20 protein-coding genes are annotated in these 21,620 nt (G+C 66.0%); 13 read left to right on the forward strand and 7 right to left on the reverse strand.

Going from position 1 to position 21,620, the window contains the following annotated elements:
- Nucleotides 1–17 precede the first annotated feature (17 nt).
- The 7 genes from phbB (at nt 18) to HV798_RS02035 (ending at nt 5,794) form a co-directional block, all read left to right on the forward strand.
- Entirely contained in the window at nt 18–755 is a 738-nt protein-coding gene (phbB, locus tag HV798_RS02005) for an acetoacetyl-CoA reductase (RefSeq protein ID WP_175195878.1), read from the forward strand.
- Between the two features lie 119 nt (nt 756–874).
- Nucleotides 875–1,441, forward strand: coding sequence for a polyhydroxyalkanoate synthesis repressor PhaR (gene phaR, locus HV798_RS02010; protein ID WP_025140127.1), 567 nt, complete (start codon nt 875–877; stop codon nt 1,439–1,441).
- Nucleotides 1,442–1,665: 224 nt separating this feature from the next.
- Complete coding sequence (locus HV798_RS02015) at nt 1,666–2,202, forward strand: iron transporter (RefSeq protein ID WP_025140128.1); 537 nt, start codon at nt 1,666–1,668, stop codon at nt 2,200–2,202.
- Nucleotides 2,199–2,558, forward strand: a complete 360-nt coding sequence (locus HV798_RS02020) for a cupredoxin domain-containing protein (RefSeq protein ID WP_042885617.1) — start codon at nt 2,199–2,201, stop codon at nt 2,556–2,558. Before HV798_RS02015 ends, HV798_RS02020 begins: the two co-directional genes overlap by 4 nt.
- A 14-nt stretch (nt 2,559–2,572) precedes the next feature.
- Nucleotides 2,573–3,421 carry an FTR1 family iron permease gene (locus HV798_RS02025; protein WP_175195880.1) on the forward strand — a complete coding sequence of 283 codons (849 nt, stop codon included), beginning with the start codon at nt 2,573–2,575 and terminating at the stop codon, nt 3,419–3,421.
- A 41-nt stretch (nt 3,422–3,462) separates the two neighbouring features.
- Nucleotides 3,463–4,860: a 4Fe-4S binding protein gene (locus HV798_RS02030; protein ID WP_175195882.1), complete on the forward strand. Its 1,398-nt coding sequence runs from the start codon at nt 3,463–3,465 to the stop codon at nt 4,858–4,860.
- Nucleotides 4,861–4,921: 61 nt separating this feature from the next.
- The gene (locus HV798_RS02035) at nt 4,922–5,794 is read left to right on the forward strand and encodes a PhzF family phenazine biosynthesis protein (protein WP_175195883.1); all 873 of its coding nucleotides are present in this window, start codon (nt 4,922–4,924) and stop codon (nt 5,792–5,794) included.
- Between the two features lie 78 nt (nt 5,795–5,872).
- Here HV798_RS02035 and HV798_RS02040 read toward each other — a convergent pair whose 3' ends face one another.
- The 5 genes from HV798_RS02040 to cphA (HV798_RS02060) all read right to left on the reverse strand — a co-directional run bounded on the left by HV798_RS02040 (nt 5,873) and on the right by cphA (HV798_RS02060) (nt 12,555).
- On the reverse strand, nt 5,873–6,211 hold the full coding sequence (locus HV798_RS02040; protein WP_024068163.1) for a BON domain-containing protein: 339 nt from the start codon (nt 6,209–6,211) through the stop codon (nt 5,873–5,875).
- A gap of 79 nt (nt 6,212–6,290) precedes the next feature.
- Nucleotides 6,291–6,455: a DUF1328 domain-containing protein gene (locus HV798_RS02045; protein ID WP_006389411.1), complete on the reverse strand. Its 165-nt coding sequence runs from the start codon at nt 6,453–6,455 to the stop codon at nt 6,291–6,293.
- Between the two features lie 27 nt (nt 6,456–6,482).
- Nucleotides 6,483–6,683 (reverse strand): CsbD family protein, encoded by a 201-nt coding sequence (locus HV798_RS02050; protein ID WP_025140133.1) that lies wholly within the window; start codon nt 6,681–6,683, stop codon nt 6,483–6,485.
- Between the two features lie 623 nt (nt 6,684–7,306).
- Complete coding sequence (gene cphA / locus HV798_RS02055; protein ID WP_175195886.1) at nt 7,307–9,877, reverse strand: cyanophycin synthetase; 2,571 nt, start codon at nt 9,875–9,877, stop codon at nt 7,307–7,309.
- Nucleotides 9,878–9,939: 62 nt separating this feature from the next.
- Nucleotides 9,940–12,555 (reverse strand): cyanophycin synthetase, encoded by a 2,616-nt coding sequence (gene cphA / locus HV798_RS02060; protein WP_175195888.1) that lies wholly within the window; start codon nt 12,553–12,555, stop codon nt 9,940–9,942.
- Between the two features lie 259 nt (nt 12,556–12,814).
- Between cphA (HV798_RS02060) and HV798_RS02065 the strand changes: the two genes are divergently transcribed.
- Both HV798_RS02065 and HV798_RS02070 read left to right on the forward strand, forming a co-directional pair.
- Complete coding sequence (locus tag HV798_RS02065) at nt 12,815–15,100, forward strand: cyanophycin metabolism-associated ABC transporter (protein WP_175195890.1); 2,286 nt, start codon at nt 12,815–12,817, stop codon at nt 15,098–15,100.
- A 21-nt stretch (nt 15,101–15,121) separates the two neighbouring features.
- On the forward strand, nt 15,122–15,592 hold the full coding sequence (locus HV798_RS02070) for a cyanophycin metabolism-associated DUF1854 family protein (RefSeq protein WP_175195892.1): 471 nt from the start codon (nt 15,122–15,124) through the stop codon (nt 15,590–15,592).
- Between the two features lie 19 nt (nt 15,593–15,611).
- Here HV798_RS02070 and HV798_RS02075 read toward each other — a convergent pair whose 3' ends face one another.
- On the reverse strand, nt 15,612–16,757 hold the full coding sequence (locus HV798_RS02075; protein ID WP_175195894.1) for a GNAT family N-acetyltransferase: 1,146 nt from the start codon (nt 16,755–16,757) through the stop codon (nt 15,612–15,614).
- A gap of 87 nt (nt 16,758–16,844) precedes the next feature.
- Here HV798_RS02075 and HV798_RS02080 point away from each other — a divergent pair, with 87 nt between their 5' ends.
- The 4 genes from HV798_RS02080 (at nt 16,845) to HV798_RS02095 (ending at nt 20,470) form a co-directional block, all read left to right on the forward strand.
- Nucleotides 16,845–17,681, forward strand: a complete 837-nt coding sequence (locus HV798_RS02080; protein WP_175195896.1) for a ferritin-like domain-containing protein — start codon at nt 16,845–16,847, stop codon at nt 17,679–17,681.
- A gap of 55 nt (nt 17,682–17,736) precedes the next feature.
- Nucleotides 17,737–18,936 (forward strand): lytic murein transglycosylase, encoded by a 1,200-nt coding sequence (locus tag HV798_RS02085; RefSeq protein WP_175195898.1) that lies wholly within the window; start codon nt 17,737–17,739, stop codon nt 18,934–18,936.
- 111 nt (nt 18,937–19,047) lie between these two features.
- Nucleotides 19,048–19,461: a YidB family protein gene (locus tag HV798_RS02090; protein ID WP_175195900.1), complete on the forward strand. Its 414-nt coding sequence runs from the start codon at nt 19,048–19,050 to the stop codon at nt 19,459–19,461.
- Between the two features lie 46 nt (nt 19,462–19,507).
- The gene (locus HV798_RS02095) at nt 19,508–20,470 is read left to right on the forward strand and encodes a DUF4434 domain-containing protein (RefSeq protein WP_246288543.1); all 963 of its coding nucleotides are present in this window, start codon (nt 19,508–19,510) and stop codon (nt 20,468–20,470) included.
- 19 nt (nt 20,471–20,489) lie between these two features.
- On the opposite strand, the gene HV798_RS02100 is transcribed toward HV798_RS02095, so the two are convergent.
- Complete coding sequence (locus HV798_RS02100; protein ID WP_025140143.1) at nt 20,490–21,620, reverse strand: acyl-CoA dehydrogenase family protein; 1,131 nt, start codon at nt 21,618–21,620, stop codon at nt 20,490–20,492.

The following is a 21,620-nucleotide window of genomic DNA, read 5'->3' on the forward strand; positions in this document are numbered from 1 at the left end:
ACACAGGAGGAAGTCCAATGAGCGGAAAACTGGCTTACGTTACAGGCGGGATGGGCGGTATCGGCACCTCTATTTGCCAACGCTTGGCCAAAGATGGCTTTCGCGTCGTGGCAGGCTGCGGCCCCAGCCGCAATTACCAGCAATGGCTGGATGAACAGGCGGCGCAGGGCTATACGTTCCATGCGTCCGTCGGCAATGTCTCTGACTGGGAGTCCACCGTAGACGCGTTCGAACGCGTCACCTCGGAATTGGGCCCGGTGGACGTGCTGGTCAACAACGCGGGCATCACCCGCGACGGCTTGTTCCGCAAAATGACCGCCGACGATTGGCGCGCGGTCATCGACACCAATCTGAACAGCCTGTTCAACGTGACCAAGCAGGTCATCGACGGCATGGTCGAGCGCCAATGGGGGCGCATCATCAACATCAGCTCGGTGAACGGGCAGAAGGGCCAGTTCGGCCAGACCAACTACTCCACGGCCAAGGCCGGCATCCATGGCTTCACCATGGCGCTGGCCCAGGAAGTCGCGAGCAAGGGCGTCACGGTCAACACCATTTCGCCCGGCTACATCGGCACCGACATGGTCCGCGCCATCCGCCCGGACGTGCTGGAAAAGATCGTCGCCACCATCCCGGTGCGCCGCCTGGGTACCCCCGAGGAAATCGCGTCCATGACGTCGTGGCTGGCTTCGGATGAATCCGGCTTTTCCACCGGAGCGGATTTCTCGCTCAATGGCGGCCTGCACATGGGCTGACGCACTACGGGCCGCCCGGCGGGCGGCCCTTCCGCGCCGCGCAGCTTCGGGGAGAAGGCTTGCGGCATTACACTCCAACCTATTCGAAGTCTTAGAGATCGCCCGATCCGGGGACAAACATGACGCAAGCACAAACCGGCGCCAGCCTGCGCCTGATTAAAAAGTACCCCAACCGTCGTCTATACGACACCCGGACCAGCACCTACATCACCCTGGCCGATGTCAAGCAGCTGGTTCTGGCCAATGAGGAATTCCAGGTCGTCGACGCCAAGAGCGCCGAAGACCTCACGCGCAGCATTCTCCTGCAGATCATCCTGGAAGAAGAAAGCGGCGGCATGCCCATGTTCTCGTCGAACATGCTGTCGCAGATCATCCGTTTCTACGGCCACGCCATGCAGGGCATCATGGGTTCGTACCTGGAAAAGAACATCCAGGCCTTCATGGAAATCCAGCAACGCATGGCCGAACAATCCAAGGGCCTGTACGGCAGCCAGTTCGGTCCCGAAGCCTGGACCCAGTTCATGAACGTGCAGACCCCGATGCTGCAGAACATGATGAACAACTACATCGACCAGAGCAAAAACCTGTTCGTGCAGATGCAGGACCAGATGCAAGACCAGACCCGCGCCATGTTCTCGACCTTCCCGTTCACCCCGGGCGGTACGCAAGGCGGCGGACGCAAGTAAAAGGCAGGGCGCCCGGTCCCGGCAATGCCGCGGACCCGGCCTTGGATACGCCGGCGTGGCAGTGGCCCGCCGGCTTTTCTTTTGCTTGATGAGACGCAACAATCGGACTCTTTTCCAGCTGTTGAGTTCAGGAGCTTGTCAGTTTTTTTCGTTACATTAATGCAAACGGTTCTTGTTTATATTTTTCAGAACCGCCGTTTCATTCGTGTATCGAGGAATACCCCATGATCAAGAAAGCCTTGGCGCTGGCCATTGTCGGTTTGAGCGTGTCCGTCGCCCAAGCGGCTGAATACCCCATCGGCAAGCCGGTAGAGAAGGGCGGCATGGAAATCGGCGCGGTCTATCTGCAGCCGATCGAAATGGACCCGCCCGGGATGATGCGTCCCGCCAAGGATTCCGACGTGCACCTCGAGGCCGACATCCACGCCACCGCCGGCAACAAGACCGGTTTCCCGGAAGGCGAATGGGTGCCCTACCTGGTCGTGAACTACGAAATCCAGAAGGTCGGCAGCCAGAACGTGCAAAAGGGCACCTTCATGCCCATGGTCGCCAACGACGGCCCGCACTACGGCGAAAACATCAAGCTCGAAGGCCCGGGCAAGTACAAGCTGAAGTACACGATCTTGCCGCCGACGGCCAACAAGATGAGCCACTTCGGCCGTCACATCGACAAGGAAACCGGTGTGGGCGACTGGTTCGAGCCGATCGAACTGGATTATGAATTCGTCTATGCCGGCACCGGCAAGAAGGGCGGTTACTGATCGTGCGCCGCCTGCTACGCGTGGTTGCCGCGCTGTTGATCAGCGTGGCCGGCTTGGCGGGCATGGCGCCCGCCCAGGCGGACGAACTGCCCACCTTCACCCTGACGTTCAAGCCCGACGGCACCTTCGAGCCCGCGCGGCTGGAAGTCCCGGCGGGCCGTTTCAAGATCGAGCTCATCAACGAGAGCAACGAGCCGGTGGAATTCGAAAGCATTCCGCTGCGCAAGGAAAAAGTGCTGGGCCCTGGCGTGAAGTCCTTCGTGGTCATCACCATCTCGCGCCCCGGCGAGTATCCCTTCTTCGATGACTTTCACCAGTCGGTGAAAGGCACCCTGGTCGTCAAGGCCAAGGAATAGGCAGGCAGCATTACATGGAACAGGTCCTCTTTATCGTCTGGCGCGAAAGCGTCGAAGCCATGCTGGTGGTGGGCATTCTGTACACCTGGCTGCGCTCGACGCCCGAAGGCGCGCGCGGACTGAAGTATCTGTGGGGCGGCGTGGCCGCCGGCCTGGCGCTGGCGGTTGCGCTTGCGCTGGTGCTGCTGGGCGTGTCGTCCTGGCTCAGCGACGAAGGGCAGGAATGGTTCCAGGCCGTGATGTCGTTGGCCGCGTGCGCGCTGGTGGTGCAGATGGTCGTGTGGATGAAAAAGCACGGCCGCACGCTCAAAGGCGAACTTGAAAGCGGTGCGCGCTCATCCGTTGCCAGCGACAACTGGTGGGGCCTGTTCATCCTGGTGGCCATTGCGGTTGCGCGTGAAGGCAGTGAAACCGTGGTGTTCCTGTACGGCACGGTGGCCGCGGGCGAAGACGGCAACAGCATGTTCATGCTGGCCCTGGCCGGCGTGGCCGGCTTCATCGTCGCGCTGCTGACGTTCTGGCTGTTGCAGCTGGGCGGCAAGCTCATCACCTGGCGCCGGTTTTTCCGCGTGACCGAAATCCTGCTGTTGCTGCTGGCCGGTTCGCTGCTGGTGGGCGGCCTGGATCACCTGATTTCGCTGGATGTGCTGCCGACCATCATCGACCCGGTCTGGGATAGTTCCTGGTTGCTCAGCGACAGCACCGGTGTGGGCAAGATTCTGGCTGATTTTGCCGGGTACCGCGCCTTGCCGGCCTTGATTTCGGTATTGTTGTGGGTTGCGTACTGGATCGTGGTGTGGGCGCTGCTGCGCTGGGTGGGCGGCAAGCCGGCCCCGGTCGTCGCCGCCCGCGCACCGTCCTGATTCCGACGCCTTTGCCGGACTGAATTAATGAAGGTTTAACCATGGCAGCAGCACTCGGGAGGGCAACCTCCCGTATCGCCGGCTTTCTTCGAGACCATGCCCCACTGCTACGCAAGCTGCAGTGGGGCATTGTTGCGATATACGCTTTCCTCCTGATCGTCCCGGCCGTCATGCCTTTGCCAGGCAATTCGGCATCGGTGTTCAACAATCTCACCATCGTCGCGCAGTTCGCCTTCTGGGGTGTCTGGTGGCCGTTCGTGCTGATCTCGATGCCGATCCTGGGGCGGGCCTGGTGCGGTTGGTTCTGTCCGGAGGGCATGCTCACCGAATGGGCCAGCGAACGCGGCCAGGGGCGTGCCATCCCGAAATGGATGCGGTGGGGCGGCTGGCCGTTCGTGGCCTTCGCGCTCACCACCGTCTACGGCCAGCTTGTGAGCGTGTACCAGTATCCGCTCGCGGTGCTGGCGGTGCTGGGCGGGTCGACGGTGGCCGCCATGATCGTCGGCTGGCGCTACGGTCGCAGCAAGCGCGTCTGGTGCAAGTACCTCTGTCCGGTCAACGGCGTCTTCAATGTGCTGGCCAAGCTGGCGCCGTGGCACTTCAAGGTCGACGAAGAAAAGTGGCGTCATCCGGTCATCCGGATCGAACCCATCAACTGTGCGCCGCTGGTGCCCTTGCGGCACATGAAGGGCGCCGGCGACTGCCACATGTGCGGCCGCTGCAGCGACTATCGCGGCGCCATTGCGCTGACGCCGCGTTCGCCCGAAGAAGAAATCGTCAACGTCGCCGAGGGCGATGCCTGGCAGACTGCCTTGCTGTGCTTTGGCCTGATGGGCATCGCCATGGGCGCGTTCCTCTGGAGCGCCAGCCCCTGGTATGTGGCCGCCAAGCAATGGGCTGCCACCTGGCTGGTCGAACACGACATCCTGTGGCCGCTGATGGACAACGCGCCGTGGTTCATCCTGACGCACTATCCGGAAGTGAACGACAGCTTCTCGTGGCTCGATGGCGCGGGCATCCTGATGTTCGTGGTCGGCGCCACGGTGATCGTCGGCGGCGCCAGCTTCCTGTCGCTCTGGATCGCCGACCGCCTGGTGCCTGCGGCGCCCTCGGCCACGCCGTCGGCCGGCGGCTGGTTCCGCCCCGGTCTGCACAAGCTGGCCCAGGCGCTGATTCCTTCGGCCGGCATCGGCGTGTTCCTGGGCCTGTCGGCCACTACGGTCAACCTGCTCAAGCATGAAGGCGTGCGCGCCGCCTGGGCCGCACCGGTGCGCTTCACGCTGCTGACGTTGGCGGTGCTGTGGACCCTGCGCCTGTTTGCGCGGCTGTTGAACCAGCGTCCGGCCAGCCGCTTCAAGAAGGCATTGGCCTGGCTGGTGTTGCTGGCGGGCCTGGCGCCGTTCTGTTGGGCCTGGGTGCTGTTCTTCGCGATCTGGTAAGCGCGATGCGATAAAGTGAGGGCCTTCGCCGCCTGGGCGGCTTCCCTCGCTTTATCCGATCATGGCCACCTACGCGTTTCGTCTCATCAACGTCTTCGCCTCCAGCACGTTCAGCGGCAATCAACTCTGCGTCTTCGAAGACGCGCGCGGCATGGACGACGCCACCATGCTGAACCTGGCGGCGCAATTCAACCTGTCTGAAACCACGTTCATCCTGCCGTCGGATCATGCCGATGCGCGGGTGCGCATCTTCACGCCCGGCTACGAGATGAAGTTCGCAGGCCACCCCACCATCGGCACGTCGCAGGTGCTGCGCGATCTGCTCAAGTCCGGCGATGCCCTGACGCTGGAATTCAAGGCCGGCATCGTGCCGGTGACGGCTCGCGGCGATGCCTGGACCTTCACTGCGCCGTGCCCCGACGGCGTGCGCACGGCGCCGCCCGAACTGCCGGCCGCCGACATTGCCGCCCTGATGGGATTGCAGCCCGATGACCTGCTGGGCGAACCGATCTGGGTGGATACCGGCGCCGATCAGTTGCTGGTGCCGCTCAAGAGCGTCGAGGCCGTGCGCCGCGCGCGTCCCGATGCCACCCAACTGCACCGCTGGCAGGCCAGCAGCCTGGGCCGCAAGACCTGCTACCTGTTCGCGTTCGACGAAGGCCGTCGCCAGGATGATCGCGACCTGGTGGTGGCGCGCTATTTCTTTGCGAAGGCGGGCGGGGGCGTGGACGAAGATGCGGGCACGGGTTCGGCCTGCGCCAACCTTGGTGGCTGGCTGCGCCATCAAGGCCGCGTCTTGCCGGCCAGCATCCTGGTCGAGCAGGGCGATCAGATGGGCCGGCCGTGCCGACTGCTGCTGGACGTGCAGGCCGATGGACGCATCCAGGTCGGCGGGCGTGCACTGGAAATCGGTCGCGGCACCGTCAACGTCTGAGTGCTGCGCGCATCAAAAACAACGCGGCGCCTGCGTTTGCACGCAGGCGCCGCGGAGATCACCTCGAGGTGACGGCGTTTACTTCTTGTTCTTGGCCGGGTCGACCTTGATGTTGTTCATCACCTGCTTAACCCCTTCGACCCCGCGGGCCACGGTGGCGGCGTGATCGGCTTCGGCAGCGGTGCCGACCGTGCCGGTCAGCTTGGCCACGCCATCGGTGGTTTCCACGGCGATGTCCAGGGCGCTCAACTGCTTGTCGGCCACGAAGGCGGCCTTGACCTTGGTGGTCACGGTCGCGTCGGACGCGTATTCGCCCACGGATTGCTTGGGCTTGCCGTCATTGGCGGCAAAGGCCATGGAAGTGAAGACAGCGCCCGTGCCCAGTGCGGCGGCGGCGATCAGCTTGCGGAATTCCATAGTTATGCTCCTTGTGTAGGGGTTTCAGCGCGTTCGGTTGTACGCAACGGCTAGCGAAAAATCTTTGGGTGCGATTGTTCTATTTCTTTCTGAATGCGCCGCCCAGAATGGACAGCAGCGCCAGAACCAGGAAGACGAAGAACAGGATCTTGGCGATCCCTGCGGCGCCGGCGGCGATGCCGCCGAAGCCCAGGACGGCCGCGATGATCGCAATCACGAAGAAAACAACGGCGTAGTGCAGCATGTCAGCTTCTCCTGGGTGGCTTGGAAATCAACGATTGCGATCGAAGAAATCGCGCACGTCCTTCTCGGCCTGTTCCTTGGTCTTGCCGTAGCGCTCCTGGATCAGGCCAGCGAGGCGCTCGGCGTTGCCTTCCGTACGGGTCAACTCGTCGTCGGTGAGTTCACCCCAGGCCGCCTTGGCCTTTCCGGACAGCTGCTTCCACTTGCCAGCGATGATGTCGTTATTCATGGTGACCTCTCTTCGTAGTGGCGGCTGCGTGGGCTTATGGCCGATAAACCTGGCAGTCGCGGGTGAGTTGGACACTGATCAGCTTGGGTTCAAGGTACAGGGCCGTCTTGCGGGCTGTCAAAGGACGCTGTGGGTAAATGTAACGGCCGGGGACGGGGCAAATCGCGCGTCCCGTGACGGGATTTGGGCAGGCCGTGCGCAGAGAGGGAGTTACAGTTGAGCAACGTCTTGTCCTGTTTTGAGGGGGGCAAGTAACGGGACATACGCGATTTTGAGGCGTTTTTCGCGATGGCTGGCAGCAATGGCGACGCGTCGGTATAGTCGGTGCAGCAGCTTGCGTGGGCCTCGGCTTCGCAAGCGTCGGCATCCCACTCTGGAGGGCACACGCATGACGCAACGATTCTGCCGCGCGGTCTTATTGGCGCTGACCGCGATGGCGGCGCTGGGGTGCACGCACGTCACGGACCGGTATCAGGCCGAGGCGCCCTCCATCCGGGCCGTCAGCTAGCGCGGTATCTGTCGCGCGGCGGTCCGGCGCACAGCCACGCCAAAGAGAACGGGGCGCCCATGGGCGCCCCGTTGGTCTGCTTGCGCCGCCATTGCCGGCGGCGCACGGCTGCCGGTCAGGCTTCCTTGATGCGGCGGGCGATGTGGTCCAGCGCCTCTTCGACCTGGTCCACCAGGATCAGGCACAGGTCGCCCGCGCCCAGACGGGCCAGCGCCGTGTCGATCGCCAGGAACTCACCGTGGATCTCTTCGATGTGGCGGGTACGGCTGGCGCCGACCAGGCCCTGCTGCAACAGGGCCAGCACCTCGCCGTCCTCGCGGCCGCGTTGGCATTGGTCCTGGTAGAGCAGCACGTCGTCGAAGGCGGCGCCCAGGATCTCGGTCTGCATGCGGATGTCTTCGTCGCGGCGGTCGCCAGCGCCACTGATCACCACCGAGCGGCGTTTCGCCGGCATGGCATCGACCGCGCGCACCAGCGCCAGGATGGCGTCGGGATTGTGGCCGTAGTCGGCGATCACGGTGGCGCCGCGATAGTCGAACACGTTGAAGCGGCCAGGAGCGGTCTGCGCGTCGTTGACGAAGGTGGCCAGGCCACGGCGAATGATGTCCCAGTCCAGGTTCAGCGCCCAGGCGGCCGCAACCGAGGCCATGGTGTTCTCGACCTGGAACGTGATGGTGCCGTTGCGGGTCAGCGGAATCTCGGCCAGCGGGAAGCGGGTTTCCTCGCTGCCTTGCGCCGCCACGATGGCATCGCCATCACGGTAGACCACGCGCAGGCCCTGGGCGCGGTGCGTCGCCATGATGGGGTGGTTGCGGTCTTCGGCGAAGTAGGTGATCGACCCGGGGCAGCTGGCGGCCATGTCGGCCACGATGGGATCGGCGGCGTTCAGCACGGCCGTGCCGCTGGGATGCACGTGCTGCACGATCACGCGCTTGACCACGGCCAGGTCTTCGACGGTGCTGATGTAGCCCAGCCCCAGGTGGTCGCCCATGCCGATGTTGGTGACGATGGACACGTTGCAGCGGTCGAACGCCAGGCCTTCGCGCAGGATGCCGCCGCGCGCCGTTTCGAACACGGCGGCGTCGACGTCCGGGTGCATCAGCACGCTGCGGGCGCTGCGCGGGCCGCTGCAGTCGCCGGTGTCGATACGCAGGTTGTCGACGTAGACGCCGTCGGAATTGGTCATGCCGACGCGGTTGCCGGCCACGCCCAGGATGTGCGCGGTCAGGCGCACGGTGGTGGTCTTGCCGTTGGTGCCGGCCACGGCCACCACCGGAATGCGGCCGTCGTCGCCGTCCGCGTACATGTTGGCGATGATGGCTTCGCCCACCGCGCGGCCCTTGCCGAACGAGGGATTCAGGTGCATGCGCAGGCCGGGGGCCGCGTTCACTTCGACCACGCCGCCGTGCTGCTCTTCGAGCGGGTAGTGCACGCTTTCCGCCACGACGTCGACGCCGCAGATGTCCAGGCCGATCATGCGTGCCGCGGATACCGCGCGCGCCGCCATTTCCGGATGCACTTCGTCGGTGACATCGGTGGCCGAGCCGCCGGTGCTGAGGTTGGCGTTATTGCGCAGGAAGATCAGGGTGCCGGGGGGCGGCACCGAGTCGGCGTCGAAGCCCTGTTTTTTCAGCGTGGCCAGCGCGATGTCGTCAAAGCGGATCTTGGTGAGCGAGGTCGCATGGCCGTCGCCGCGCAAGGGGTCGGCGTTGACCTGGTCCACCAGTTGGCGGATGGTCTGCACGCCATCGCCCGTGACCTGGGGCGGATCGCGGCGCGAGGCCGCCACCAGCGCGCCGCCCACCACCAGCAGGCGGAAGTCGTGGCCGGGGATGTAGCGTTCGACGATGACCTCGGAGCTGATTTCCTCGGCGACCTCGAAGGCCTGGATCACGCGTTCACGCGTTTCGATGTTGACAGCAACGCCGCGGCCCTGACTGCCGTCGCGCGGCTTGACCACCACAGGCCCGCCCAGTTCCTGGGCTGCGGCCCAGGCATCTTCGGCGGTAGTGACCGAGCGGCCCAGCGGCACTGGCACGCCGGCGGCGTCCAGCAGCATCTTGGTCAGGTCTTTGTCTTGCGCGATCGATTCTGAAATGGCGCTGGTCAGGTCGGTTTCGGCGGCCTGGATGCGGCGTTGCTTGCTGCCCCAGCCGAACTGCACCATGCTGCCCTGGGTCAGGCGGCGATAGGGAATGTTGCGGGCGGTGGCGGCGTTGACGATGGAGCCGGTGCTGGGCCCCAGGCGCACGTCTTCGTCCAGTTCGCGCAGGCGCTTCAAGGCGTCGGCCAGGTCGAACGGGGTGTCGTCCAGCGCGGCATGCACCAGCGCTTGCGCCAGGTCCATCGCCAGCAGGCCGACTTCTTCTTCGCTGTATTCCACCACGACCTGGAACACGCCGGGTTCGATGGTGGACGAGGTGCGGCCGAACGTGACGGGGCAGCCGGCGTAGGCCTGCATCGTCAGCGCGACGATCTGCAGCACGTGGGCAATCGACACGGCGCCTTGATGGCCTTCGGGGCGCAGCAGGCCGGTCTGCGGCAGCCGGGCGCGCAGGCGCGCTTCGAAGTCGGGCAGGTTATCGATGGAGCATTCGGCGTCGGCGCAGGAAACGATGGCCTCGATCGCGGTGTTCTTGCTCCACAGATTGGGGCCGCGCAGTGCTCGGATACGGGAAACTTCCATGGCAGGTATTCCTGTCTAGCTTACGCGCACCCGCGGCCGGGGCCGGGGCGCGCACAGTGATGTCAGTGTTGCTGGATCCAGCGACGCACGAGATCGATGGTGGGGCCGGAGAACGCCTCGTCGGATTGCAGCAGGACGAAGTCGCCCGCGGCGATGCCGTCCAGCTGGCTTTCGATGGCCCGGCCGTGGTCGGGTTCGTCCAGGATCTGCTTGACGCGGCTGCCTTGTTCCAGGCCCTGGCGCAGCAATGCGCGCGCCTGGCCGGCCGGGCGCTTGCTGGCGACCGTGGCGTCGTCGTAGAGCACCACGCGGTCGAAGGCATCGCCCAGCAGGCGGCCCTGTTCGATCAGGTCCGCGTCGCGGCGGTCGGCGCCGGCCGAATAGACGGCGGCGCGGGTGGTCGACGGGAACTGGTCGATGGCCGCGATCAGCGGACGCAGGGCGGACGCGTTGTGCACGTCGTCCACCACCACGGTGCTGCCGTTGCGCTCGAACAGGGTGAATTGCCAGGGCGCATCGGCCTGGTCGATGTCGAAGGTCTCGATGCCCGCGCGGATGAGTTCCACGGGGATATCCAGCGCCCAGGCGGTGCCCACCGCCGCCAGCACGTTTTCGACCTGGAAGGCCACGCGGCCGCCATGGGTCAGGGGAATGGCGGCGACTGCGGCCAGGCGTTCTTCGCGGGCGCCTTGCGCCAGCACGATGGCGCCGTCGCGCACGTACACCGCGCGGCCGTCCTGCTGCAGGTGGGCGGCGATGGCGGGCAGGGCGGGGTCGATGCCGAAGAAGATCACGGCGCCGTCGCACAGCTCGGCCATTTCGACCACGCGCGGATCACGCGCGTTGAGCACGGCGGTGCCGGTGGGCAGCACTACGTCGACCTGCGTGCGGAACACATTGAACATGCGTTCCGTTTCGTTGATGTCGAAGTCGCCCAGGTGATCGGCGTCGTCGATGTTGGTGACCACGCCGACCTGGCAGCGGTCGTAGGCCAGGCCCTGGCCGAGGATCACGCCGCTGTCGTTTTCGATGACGGCGGCATCCACGTTGCGGTTCATCAAGAGGCGCGTGCCCGAGGCGAAATCGGCGCGGTCGCCCTTTTGCACCAGGCGGCGGTCAAGATAGAGGCCTTCGCTGCAGGCCAGGCCGGTGCGCTTGCCCGACAGGTGCAGCAGGCGAGCCACCAGGCGCGCCACGACGGTCTTGCCGTTGGTGCCGGTGACGCCGACGATGGGGATACGGCCCGCGTCGCCTTCCGGGAACAGGTGGTCGACGATGGCGCGGCCCACCGGGCGCGGCGTGCCGTCGGCCGGCTTCAGGTGCATCAGCAGGCCGGGGCCGGCGTTGACTTCGACGATGGCGCCGCGCTGTTCGTCCAGCGGGCGCGAGATGTCTTCGGCGACCAGGTCGACCCCGGCGATGTCCAGGCCCACGATGCGGGCGGCCAGGGTGACGGTGGCGGCGATGCTGGGGTGCACGCGATCGGTCACGTCGAAGGCGACGTTGCCGCTGCGCTGCACCAGCACGCGCTGGCCGTCGGCCGGCACGCTGTCTTCGGTCAGGCCCTGGCGGGCAATTTCAAGCCGCGCGGCCGAATCCAGGCGCACCGGATTCAGCGGATGATTCTCGGTGCGACCGCGGCGCGGGTCGGTATTGATCTGGGTGTCGATCAGGTCGGTCAGGGTGGACTTGCCGTCGCCGGTGACCCAGGCCGGCTCGCCGGCGGCGGCGGCCACCATGCGGTTGCCCACCACCAGCAGGCGGTGCTCGTTGCCCAGCACGAAGCGTTCGACGATGACGCCGCTGCCTTCGTCCACCGCCACGCGGTAGGCGGACACGACGTCTTCGCGAGTGGTCAGGTTGGTGAACACGCCACGGCCGTGGTTGCCGTCATAAGGCTTGACCACGACGGGCAGGCCGATGTCTTCGGCGGCCGACCAGGCGTCGTCTTCGCTGTCGACCAGACGGCCTTCAGGGACGGGCACGCCGCAGGTCGAGAGCAGTTCCTTGGTCAGGTCCTTGTCGCGCGAGATGCCTTCGGCGATGGCGCTGGTGCGGTCGGTTTCGGCCGTCCAGATGCGGCGTTGGCGCGCGCCATAGCCGAATTGCACGAGGTTGCCCTCGAACAGGCGGATGTAGGGAATGTCGCGGTCATCGGCGGCATCGACGATGCAGGCGGTGCTGGGGCCCAGGCAATGGCGGTCGACCAGGCGGCGCAGGCGGGTCACGGTGGCATCGACGTCGAACGGGCGGTCTTCGATGGCGGCCATGACCAGGTCGCGCGCTTCATTCAGGGCGGTGCGGGTGACCTGTTCCTGCCAGGCGCGCACGACGACTTTGTAGACGCCGCGGGTGGAGGTTTCACGGGCCTTGCCGAAACCGCCGCGCAAGCCGGCCAGGTTCTGCAGCTCGAGCGTGACATGTTCAAGAATGTGGCCGGGCCAGGTGCCTTCTTTCAGGCGGGCCAGAAAACCGCCCCGTACACCCGGGCTGCAGCGGTGCTCGATCAGGGTCGGCAGCCATTCGGTCAGGCGCTCGTAGAAGCCGGGGATCGTGTTGGAGGGGTAGTCCTCCAGTTCGCCGATATCCACCCACGCTTCAAGGACCGGACGGTACGTCCAAATGTTCGGGCCGCGCAAAGCCACGACATCGAGAAATTCAATGTCTTTCTTTTTCATGTTTTAATTTACTTGAGAAGCAGGTTGGCACGCGCGGACGCCCCTATGCAAGACCGCGAATTTATTGGGGTTGCGCCTTAAGAATAATGCCAACGAGTGGGGGATCCCAGATATTCCTAATTAGAAAAATCGGCTGATACTATACGACGCCTTCAAAGGCGTGAACTCGTTGTGTTGTAAGGAAGGGACACGTTTTCAGCCTGGTGTTGGGAACGGTCGCCGCCTTGTAGGGCAGAGTCCTGGCCCGGTATGCGTTCTAATGAAAAAACCACACCTGCTTTCCGGCCTAGCCGATGCCTTTCCTGCCCGTTGGCGGGACGAAATCCGCGCTGAACTGGCGGAGGGCGAAACCTTGCTGGCCTCGGTTGAAATAGACCTGGACCAGCGCCTGAAGTTCCAGCCCGGCCTGCTTGTCCTGACCGACCGCCGCCTGATCGCCCGCAATCCCGCCGATACCGGCTGGGAATCCTGGCCTTTCGGTCCCCAACTGTCCCTGAATCTTTCCGACCATGCCGGCGCCGCCGTGCTCGAGCTGCACGACGATACCGCGCGCCTGGGCATCTGGCGTTTCACGCTGGCCCGCAACCCGGCGGCGCTGCGCTTGTTGGGCCAGTTCGAGGCGCAGCAGGCCATCCGCCTGTCCGGCCAGCCGTCGGACGAGGCCGCCGAGCGCCAGTGCACCATCTGCAACAACGCCATTCCGGCCGGGCAGGACGAATGCCCGACCTGCAACCAGGAACAGGCCGCGCCGTCGTCCACCTGGGCGCTGCTGCGCCTGTGGCGCTTTGCCCGCCCGTACCGCCTGCCGCTGCTGGCCGGTTTCCTGCTGACGCTGCTGGGCACCGCGGCCACGCTGGTGCCGCCCTACCTGACCATGCCGCTGATGGACGACGTGCTGATCCCGTTCCAGAACGGCGCGCCCATCGACTACGGCAAGGTTCGCCTGTACCTGGGCGGGCTGCTGGGGTCCGCCTTCCTGGCGTGGGGGCTGGGCTGGGCCCGCACCTACATCCTGGCCTGGGTCAGCGAGCGCATCGGCGCCGACCTGCGCACCACCACTTACGAGCATCTGCAGCAGCTGTCGCTGGAGTACTTCGGCGGCAAGCGCACGGGCGACCTGATTTCCCGCATCGGCAGCGAAACCGACCGCATCTGCGTGTTCCTGTCGCTGCACCTGCTGGATTTCGCCAATGACATCCTGATGATTGTCATGACCGCGGTGATCCTGTTCTCGATCAATCCGTGGCTGGCGCTGGTCACGCTGGTGCCGCTGCCGTTCATCATCTGGATGATCCACGCGGTGCGCGACCGCCTGCGCCACGGCTTCGAGAAGGTCGACCGCATCTGGTCCGAGATCACCAACGTGCTGGCCGACACCATTCCCGGTATTCGCGTGGTCAAGGCCTTTGCCCAGGAAAAGCGCGAAGTGGCGCGTTTCCGCGAAGCCAACAACCGCAACCTGGAAGTCAACGATCGCGTCAACACCACCTGGTCGCTGTTTTCCCCGACCGTGACGCTTCTGACCGAAGTCGGCCTGCTGGTCGTCTGGATATTCGGCATCTGGCAGGTGTCGCAAAAGCAGATCACGGTGGGCGTGCTGGCGGCATTCCTGGCGTATATCGGGCGCTTCTATACACGCCTGGATTCCATGAGCCGCATCGTGTCGGTGACCCAGAAGGCCGCCGCCGGCGCCAAGCGCATCTTCGACATCCTGGACCACGTGTCCAGCGTGCCGGAACCGCAGAACCCCGCCAAGCTGCCGCACATCAATGGCCGCATCGAATTGCGCGACGTGGGCTTTCGCTACGGCAACCGCCAGGTCATCCGCGGCCTGGACCTGACCATCGCCCCGGGTGAAATGATCGGGCTGGTGGGGCATAGCGGCTCGGGCAAGAGCACGCTGATCAACCTGATCTGCCGCTTCTACGACGTGTCCGAGGGCGCCATCCTGGTGGACGGCGCGGACATCCGCTCGGTGCGCGTGTCCGACTACCGCCGCAATATCGGCCTGGTACTGCAAGAGCCTTTCCTGTTCTTTGGCACCATCGCCGAGAACATCGCTTACGGCAAGCCCGACGCAACGCGCGACGAAATCGTCGCTGCCGCCCGCGCCGCGCACGCCCACGAGTTCATCCTGCGCCTGCCGCATGGCTACGATTCGCTGGTGGGTGAACGCGGCCAGGCGCTGTCGGGCGGCGAGCGCCAGCGTATCTCGATCGCCCGCGCGTTGCTGATCGATCCGCGCATCCTCATCCTGGACGAAGCGACCTCGTCGGTCGACACCACCACCGAAAAGGAAATCCAGAAGGCGCTGGACAACCTGGTGCGCGGCCGTACCACGATTGCCATCGCCCACCGCCTGAGCACGTTGCGCAAGGCCGACCGGCTGGTGGTGCTGGACCGCGGCCAGATCGTCGAGCAAGGCCCGCACGAGGAACTGATGGCGCGCGAAGGCGCCTACTACCGCCTCTACCAGGCGCAGGCGCGTCAGGCCGAAGCCGATGCGCAGGCCTCTGGTAGCGACGACATGGCCGCCGTGGCCTGACACGGAATCGAGATAACCGTCATGACGCTTCCCGTTTTTCAGCTGCAACGCAATGCGTTCGGGCGTTTGGTGTACCAGGGCGCCGATGGCGTCTCGCACGAGGGCGTCATCCCGGTGCGCGCCTTTCCGATCAGCGAGGCCGACCGCGGCCTGTCGCTGGTGACCGGCGACGGCCACGAACTGGTCTGGATCGAGCGCCTCACCGATGTGCCGCCCGCCGAGCGCGCGCTGATCGAAGAAGAACTCGCGGGCCGCGAGTTCATGCCCGAAATCCGCAAGCTGGCCAGCGTGTCCACCTATGCCACCCCCAGCACCTGGAAGGTGGAAACCGACCGCGGGCCCACCACGTTCACGCTGCGCGGCGAAGAAGACATCCGCCGATTGAGCCAGCACACGCTGCTGATCGCCGACAGCCACGGCATCTTCTATCTGGTGCGCGACGTGCCGTCGCTGGACAAGCACAGCCGCAAGCTGCTGGACCGCTTTCTCTGATTGCGCGTGCCGCGTTCGTTCAGGCGCCGTCCGCAGCCGGCCGCTTGAACGGCGTGTGCGCTTCCAGTTCACCCAGGTAGTCGTCCACCGCCGCGGTTTCCTCATCCAGGAATTGCTGGATCGCGGCCGAAAAGCGCGGGTCGGCGACCCAGTGCGCCGACCACGTCGGCGTGGGCAACAGGCCGCGCGCCATCTTGTGTTCGCCTTGCGCGCCGCCTTCAAAGCGGGTCAGGCCATGGACGATGCAGTAGGCGATGGCCTGCAGGTAGCAGGTCTCGAAATGCAGCCCCGGCACGTATTCCGTCGCGCCCCAATACCGTCCGTACAGCACGTCGCCGCCGACCAGGTTCAGCGCCGCGGCCACCGGCTGGCCGTCGCGTTCGGCCAGCACCAGCACGAAGGCGTCGGGCTGCTCGCGATAGGCGCGCTGGAAGAATTCACGGTTCAGGTAGGGCGGATTGCCGTGGTTGAAGTAGGTGTGGCAATAGCACTGATAGAAGAAATCCAGGTCTTCAGGGCGGATCTGCGCGCCGTGCCGCCAGCGAAATTCCAGTCCGGCCTGGGCGACTTTCTTGCGGTCCTGGCGGATCTTCTTGCGCTTGTCGTGGCTCATCGTGGCCAGGAAGGCGTCGAAATCGGCATAGCCCGCATTGGTCCAGTGAAACTGCACGCTTTCGCGGACCATGAAACCAGCCTCGCGCAGGGCGCGCAGATCGGTCGCGGTGGGAAACAGCAGATGCAGCGACGACACTCGCACTTCTTCTGCGAACGCCACCAGGCCGCGCACCAGCGTGTCGCGGTCCTCGTCATTGGCCGCCAACAGGCGCGGACCCGTGACGGGCGTGAACGGAATGGCGGACAGCAGCTTGGGGTAGTAGCGCAGGCCGTGGCGCTGGAAGGCGTCGGCCCAGGCGTAGTCGAAGACGTACTCGCCGCGTGAATGCGATTTCAGGTAGAGCGGCACGGCGCCAGCCAATTGGCCATCGCGCCACAGCGCCAGGAAATGCGGCGCCCAGCCGGTGTCCGGCGCGGCGCAGCCGGTGTCGTGCAGGGCGCACAGGAATGCATGGCGCAGAAAGGGCTGGTCGCCGGCCAGGGCGTCCCATTGACGAGCGTCGATGCGGGACAGGTCGGTCTCGATGGTCAGGCGTAGCGGTGAATCCATGGGCGAATGATAAAGTCTTCGTCAGCGCATGGCGCATTGTCATTGTTTTTCGGGCGGCTGCGAGCCGCCCCGGTATCGGGAACCCTCATGGACAGCCATTCGATCCTTCCGCCGGACGGGACGGGTCCGTACGAGCCAGGCGCGGCGTGCCTGCGCGCCCAGGCGTTGCAGGCGCTGGCCGCCACCGAATGGGCGGACAAGCTGGCGCGGGTGCGCGCCATCGCCGCCGACGCACCACTGGACCCCGCGCGGCAGTACGTGGCGCCCGCCGCCTTGCCCGGCCGGCCCGCCGTGCCCGAGCTGGTGCCGCCGGCCCAGGTGCCGCAGCGCTCCATGGCCACCCTGGAAGGCCGCGCCGCGTTGCTGCATGCGCTGGCGCACATCGAGTTCAACGCGGTGAACCTGGCGCTGGACATCCTGTGGCGCTTTGCCGGCATGCCCGACGCGTTCTACCGCGACTGGCTGCGCGTGGCCACCGAAGAGGCCTACCATTTCGACCTGTTGAACCAGCGGCTGGCCAGCCTGGGCTACGCCTATGGCGACTTCCCCGCCCACAACGGCTTGTGGGACATGGCCGAGCGCACGCGCGCCGACCTGCTCGCGCGCCTGGCGCTGGTGCCGCGCACGCTGGAAGCGCGCGGCCTCGATGCTTCGCCGCTGATCCGCAACAAGCTGGCGGGCGCAGGCGATGCGCCAAGCGCGGCCATCGTCGACATCATCCTGCGCGACGAAATCGGCCATGTCGCCATCGGCAACGACTGGTACAAGCGCCTTTGCGCCGAACAAGGCAAAGAACCGGTGGCCTGCTATGCCGAGCTGGCCGCCCGCTACGACGCGCCACGCCTGCGCGGCCCGTTCAACCTGGCCGCGCGCCGGGCCGCCGGCTTCGACGAAGCCGAACTGGCTGCGTTGCAGGCTGGCTGAGCGGCCCGCCCATCGCGATCGACACCGCCCAATTCCCCGGAGCCTTTCCCTGCTGATGAAAACGCTTTTCCCCGCCGTTGCCCTGACCGTCGCCGCGGTCACCCTGCCCATCGAAAGCGCCCAGGCCGCCGATGCCTTTGCCTCGTGCCTGGCGCAGTTGCGCGCCCCCGCCGCCAAGGCGGGCGTGTCCGGCGCCACATTCGATACGCATACCGCGGGCCTGGTCCCGGACATGGCGGTGATCGGCCTGTTGGATGCGCAGCCCGAATTCAAGACGCCGATCTGGGACTATATGGCGGCGCTGGTCGACGACGAGCGCGTGGCCGACGGCCGGGCCGGCATCGAGCGCTGGCGCACGGAACTGGATCGGGCATCGGCCCGTTTCGGCGTGGACCCGGCCACCATCGCGGCGGTCTGGGGCGTCGAAAGCAACTATGGCCGCACGCTGGGCGGACGGCCGCTGCTCACGTCCCTGTCCACGCTGTCGTGCTTCGGCCGGCGCCAGGCCTACTTTCGCGGCGAGTTCTACGCCGCGCTCAAGATCCTGCAGGACGAGCACATCGCACCGGAAAAGCTGACCGGTTCCTGGGCGGGCGCGTTCGGCCAGACGCAATTCATGCCCTCGACCTACCTGCGGCTGGCCGTGGACTTCGACGGCGATGGCCGCCGCGACCTGATCGACAGCGTGCCGGATGCGCTGGCGTCCACCGCCAACTTCCTCAAGCGCGCCGGCTGGAACAGCAGCCTGGACTGGGGCTACGAGGTCAAGCTGCCTGCGGGCCTGAACACGGCCGGGGCCGGGCGCAAGAACAAGCGTGCGCTGTCATCGTGGGTCGCCCAGGGCGTGACCCGCGCCGACGGCCGTCCGCTGCCGCCGGGCGACACGCCGGTCGGACTGCTGCTGCCGGCCGGCCCCAGGGGCCCGGCTTTCCTGGTGACCCGCAATTTCGACGCGCTGTATTCCTACAACGCGGCCGAGAGTTACGCGCTGGCCATCGCTCACTTGTCCGACCGCCTGCGCGGGGGCGGGCCGTTGGTCCAGGCCTGGCCGACCGACGATCCCGGCCTGTCGCGGGCCGAGCGGCGCGAACTGCAACGCCTCTTGATTGCTCGCGGCTATGAACTGGGCGAACCCGATGGCATGATCGGCGCCCGTACCCGCGAAGCGCTGCAGGCGGCGCAGCGCCAACTGGGCCTGCCGGCGGACGGCCGGGCCGGCCAGAAGGCGCTGAACGCCTTGCGCAACGGGGGCTGAGCAGGCCGCCCAATACAAGTTTTGCAAAGATCGGTATCCAGGCCGCGGCAAGGACGAGATTTTCGCGGGCCTGGGCCTATACTGGATTTCCGACTTTTCTGGAGTACGGCGATGAGTCTCTTGGATACCTTGGCCTCGATGGCCGGCGGCGGTCAGCAAGGGGGCTCGGCCTCGTTGCTGCCGGCCCTGATCGAACAACTGAACAAATACCCCGGCGGCCTGTCCGGCCTGATCGCCAGCTTCCAGCAGGGCGGCCTGGGCGAAATCGTCGCCTCGTGGATCGGCAAGGGGCAGAACCTGCCCGTCAGCGCCGATCAGCTTGGCCGCGTGCTGGACCCGGGCGTGGTGAACGAACTGGCGGCCAAGACGGGCCAGGACACCGGCTCGGTGCTGGGTTCCCTGTCCGCACTGCTGCCGCAGCTGGTCGACAAGGCCACGCCCGACGGCGCGGTCCAGCCGGGCCAGGGCTTCAATCCCACCGACCTGCTGGCCTCGCTGTCCGGTCTGTTCGGCAACCGCGGCTGATGCGCCAGGAGACACGCTCCTGACGCGCCCGCTGCCCCGGTCCCTGTTGCGCCGGCGCCTGTTGCAGGCGCTGGCGCTTGGCGCGCTTGCGCCCTTGGCGGCCTGCGCGCCGCCCATCTCGCTGAACGCGACCTTCCTGCAGCTCTGGCTGAGCCACCTGGACCTGACCGCCGACGATTGGCGCCGCCGCATCGCCGCCTACCGCCGGCTGGGCTGCCGCGAGATCTTCCTGCAATGGACCGGCCTGGAAGGCGGTCGGCCGGATGACTGGATGGCGCCCAAGGCCATGCTGGACGCGATCTTCGACGAAGCCGAACACAGCGGCCTGGGCGTGCATGTGGGCCTGCCCTACGACCAGCGCTGGTGGAACATGCTGGCCTCGCCCGACGACGCCGCGCTGGCCGCCTACCTGGACCACACGCGCGACCGCGGCGTGGCTTACATGCAAAGGGCGGCGTGGTCCAAGCGCCGCAATTTCCGCGGCTGGTATCTGCCTTACGAACTGGAGCAGTACAACTGGTCGCGCCCGCAGCGCCAGGCGCTGCTGGTGCCATGGCTGGACGCCTTTGCGCGCGCCGCGCAGGCCACCAGCTATCGCGTGCCGACCATCTCCACCTATTTCAGCCGCCTGGGCGGGGATGGCTCATTGACCCAGCTGTGGTCTCGGGTGCTGGACCACGTGGCCATCCATCCGATGATCCAGGACGGCGTGGGCGTGGCGGGGTTGGCGAATTACCAGTCGCTGGAACCCCTGCACGACATGCTGCTCAAGCGCCGGGCGTCGTTCGACCTGGTCATGGAACTGTTCGAGGAACTGCCATCCGGCAGCACTGACGGCACCACCTTCAAGGCGCGCTCGGCCGATTTCGACCGGGTCAAGCAGCAGTGGCAGGTGGCGCGCGGCTACGGCGCCAAGCGCGTGGTGGCCTTTACGGTGGACCCCTGGGTCATCGGCGATACGCCCGAGGCGCGCGCGCTGATGCGCGCCTGGATGGCGGCGCGCGTCTGACGCGGCCGCCGCCGGGTGCTCAGAGGAAGCTGCGGCCGATGATTTCCCGCATGATCTCGCTGGTGCCGCCAAAGATGCGCAACGCGCGCGCATCCACCCACGCACGGCCGATGCCGTATTCCGCCATGTAGCCATAGCCGCCATACAGCTGCAGCAAGTCGTCCAGCACCGCGCCCTGCATTTCGGTGGCATTGAGCTTGGCGATGGCGGCCGTGGTGGGGTCGAGCTCGCCGGCCATGTGGCGGGCCAGGCAGTCGTCCAGGAAGACCCGCAGCATGGTGCTTTGCGCACGCGCGCCGGCCAGCTTGAAGCGCGAATTCTGGTAGTCGAAGACGCGCCGTCCGAAGACCTTGCGGTTGCGGGTGTATTCGGCCGTTTCGTCCAGCATGCCTTCGAGCGAGGCGCCGGCGCGCAGCGCGATCGCCAGGCGTTCGCGTGCCAGTTCCTGCGTCATGTATTCGAAGGCGGCGTTTTCCTGGCCCAGCAGGCAGTCGGCCGGCAGGCGCACGTCGTCGAAGTACAGCTCGCAGGTGTCCTGGCAGTGCTGGCCGATCTTGCTGAGCGCCGGGCCCTTGGTGAAGCCGGGCAGGTTCTCTTCGACGCAGAACAGCGACAGGCCGCGCGCGCCCAGGTCGGGGTCGGTGCTGGCCAGCACGATGGACAAGCCGGCGTTGACGCCATTGGTGATGAAGGTCTTCTGGCCGTTCAGCACGTAGTGGTCGCCATCGCGGCGGGCCCGCGTGCGGACGGCCTTGAGGTCGCTGCCTGCACCGGGCTCGGTCAGCGCGATGGCGCCGATCACTTCGCCGCGGGTCATGGCGGGCAGCCAGCGCTCTTTCTGGGCGGTGGTGCCGAAGGCTTCCAGGTAGGGCGACACCATGTCGGAGTGGATCGAAAAGCCCACCCCCAGGTAGTTGGCGCGCGCCAGTTCTTCTATGACGACGGCCGCATGGCCGAAGTCGCCGCCCAAACCGTAGGGGTCGGGCAGGGCGCAATTGAGCAGGCCTTCTTCGCCCGCGCGCAGCCACAGTGAGCGCGGCACGATGCCGGCCTTTTCCCAATCGGCATAGTGGGGCGCGATCTCTTCGGCGACAAAGCGCCGGACCTGGTCGCGGAAAAGCTCGTGGTCATCCCTGAATACGCGGCGCAT

This window comes from Achromobacter deleyi, assembly GCF_902859705.1.
Classification (GTDB): domain Bacteria; phylum Pseudomonadota; class Gammaproteobacteria; order Burkholderiales; family Burkholderiaceae_B; genus Achromobacter; species Achromobacter deleyi.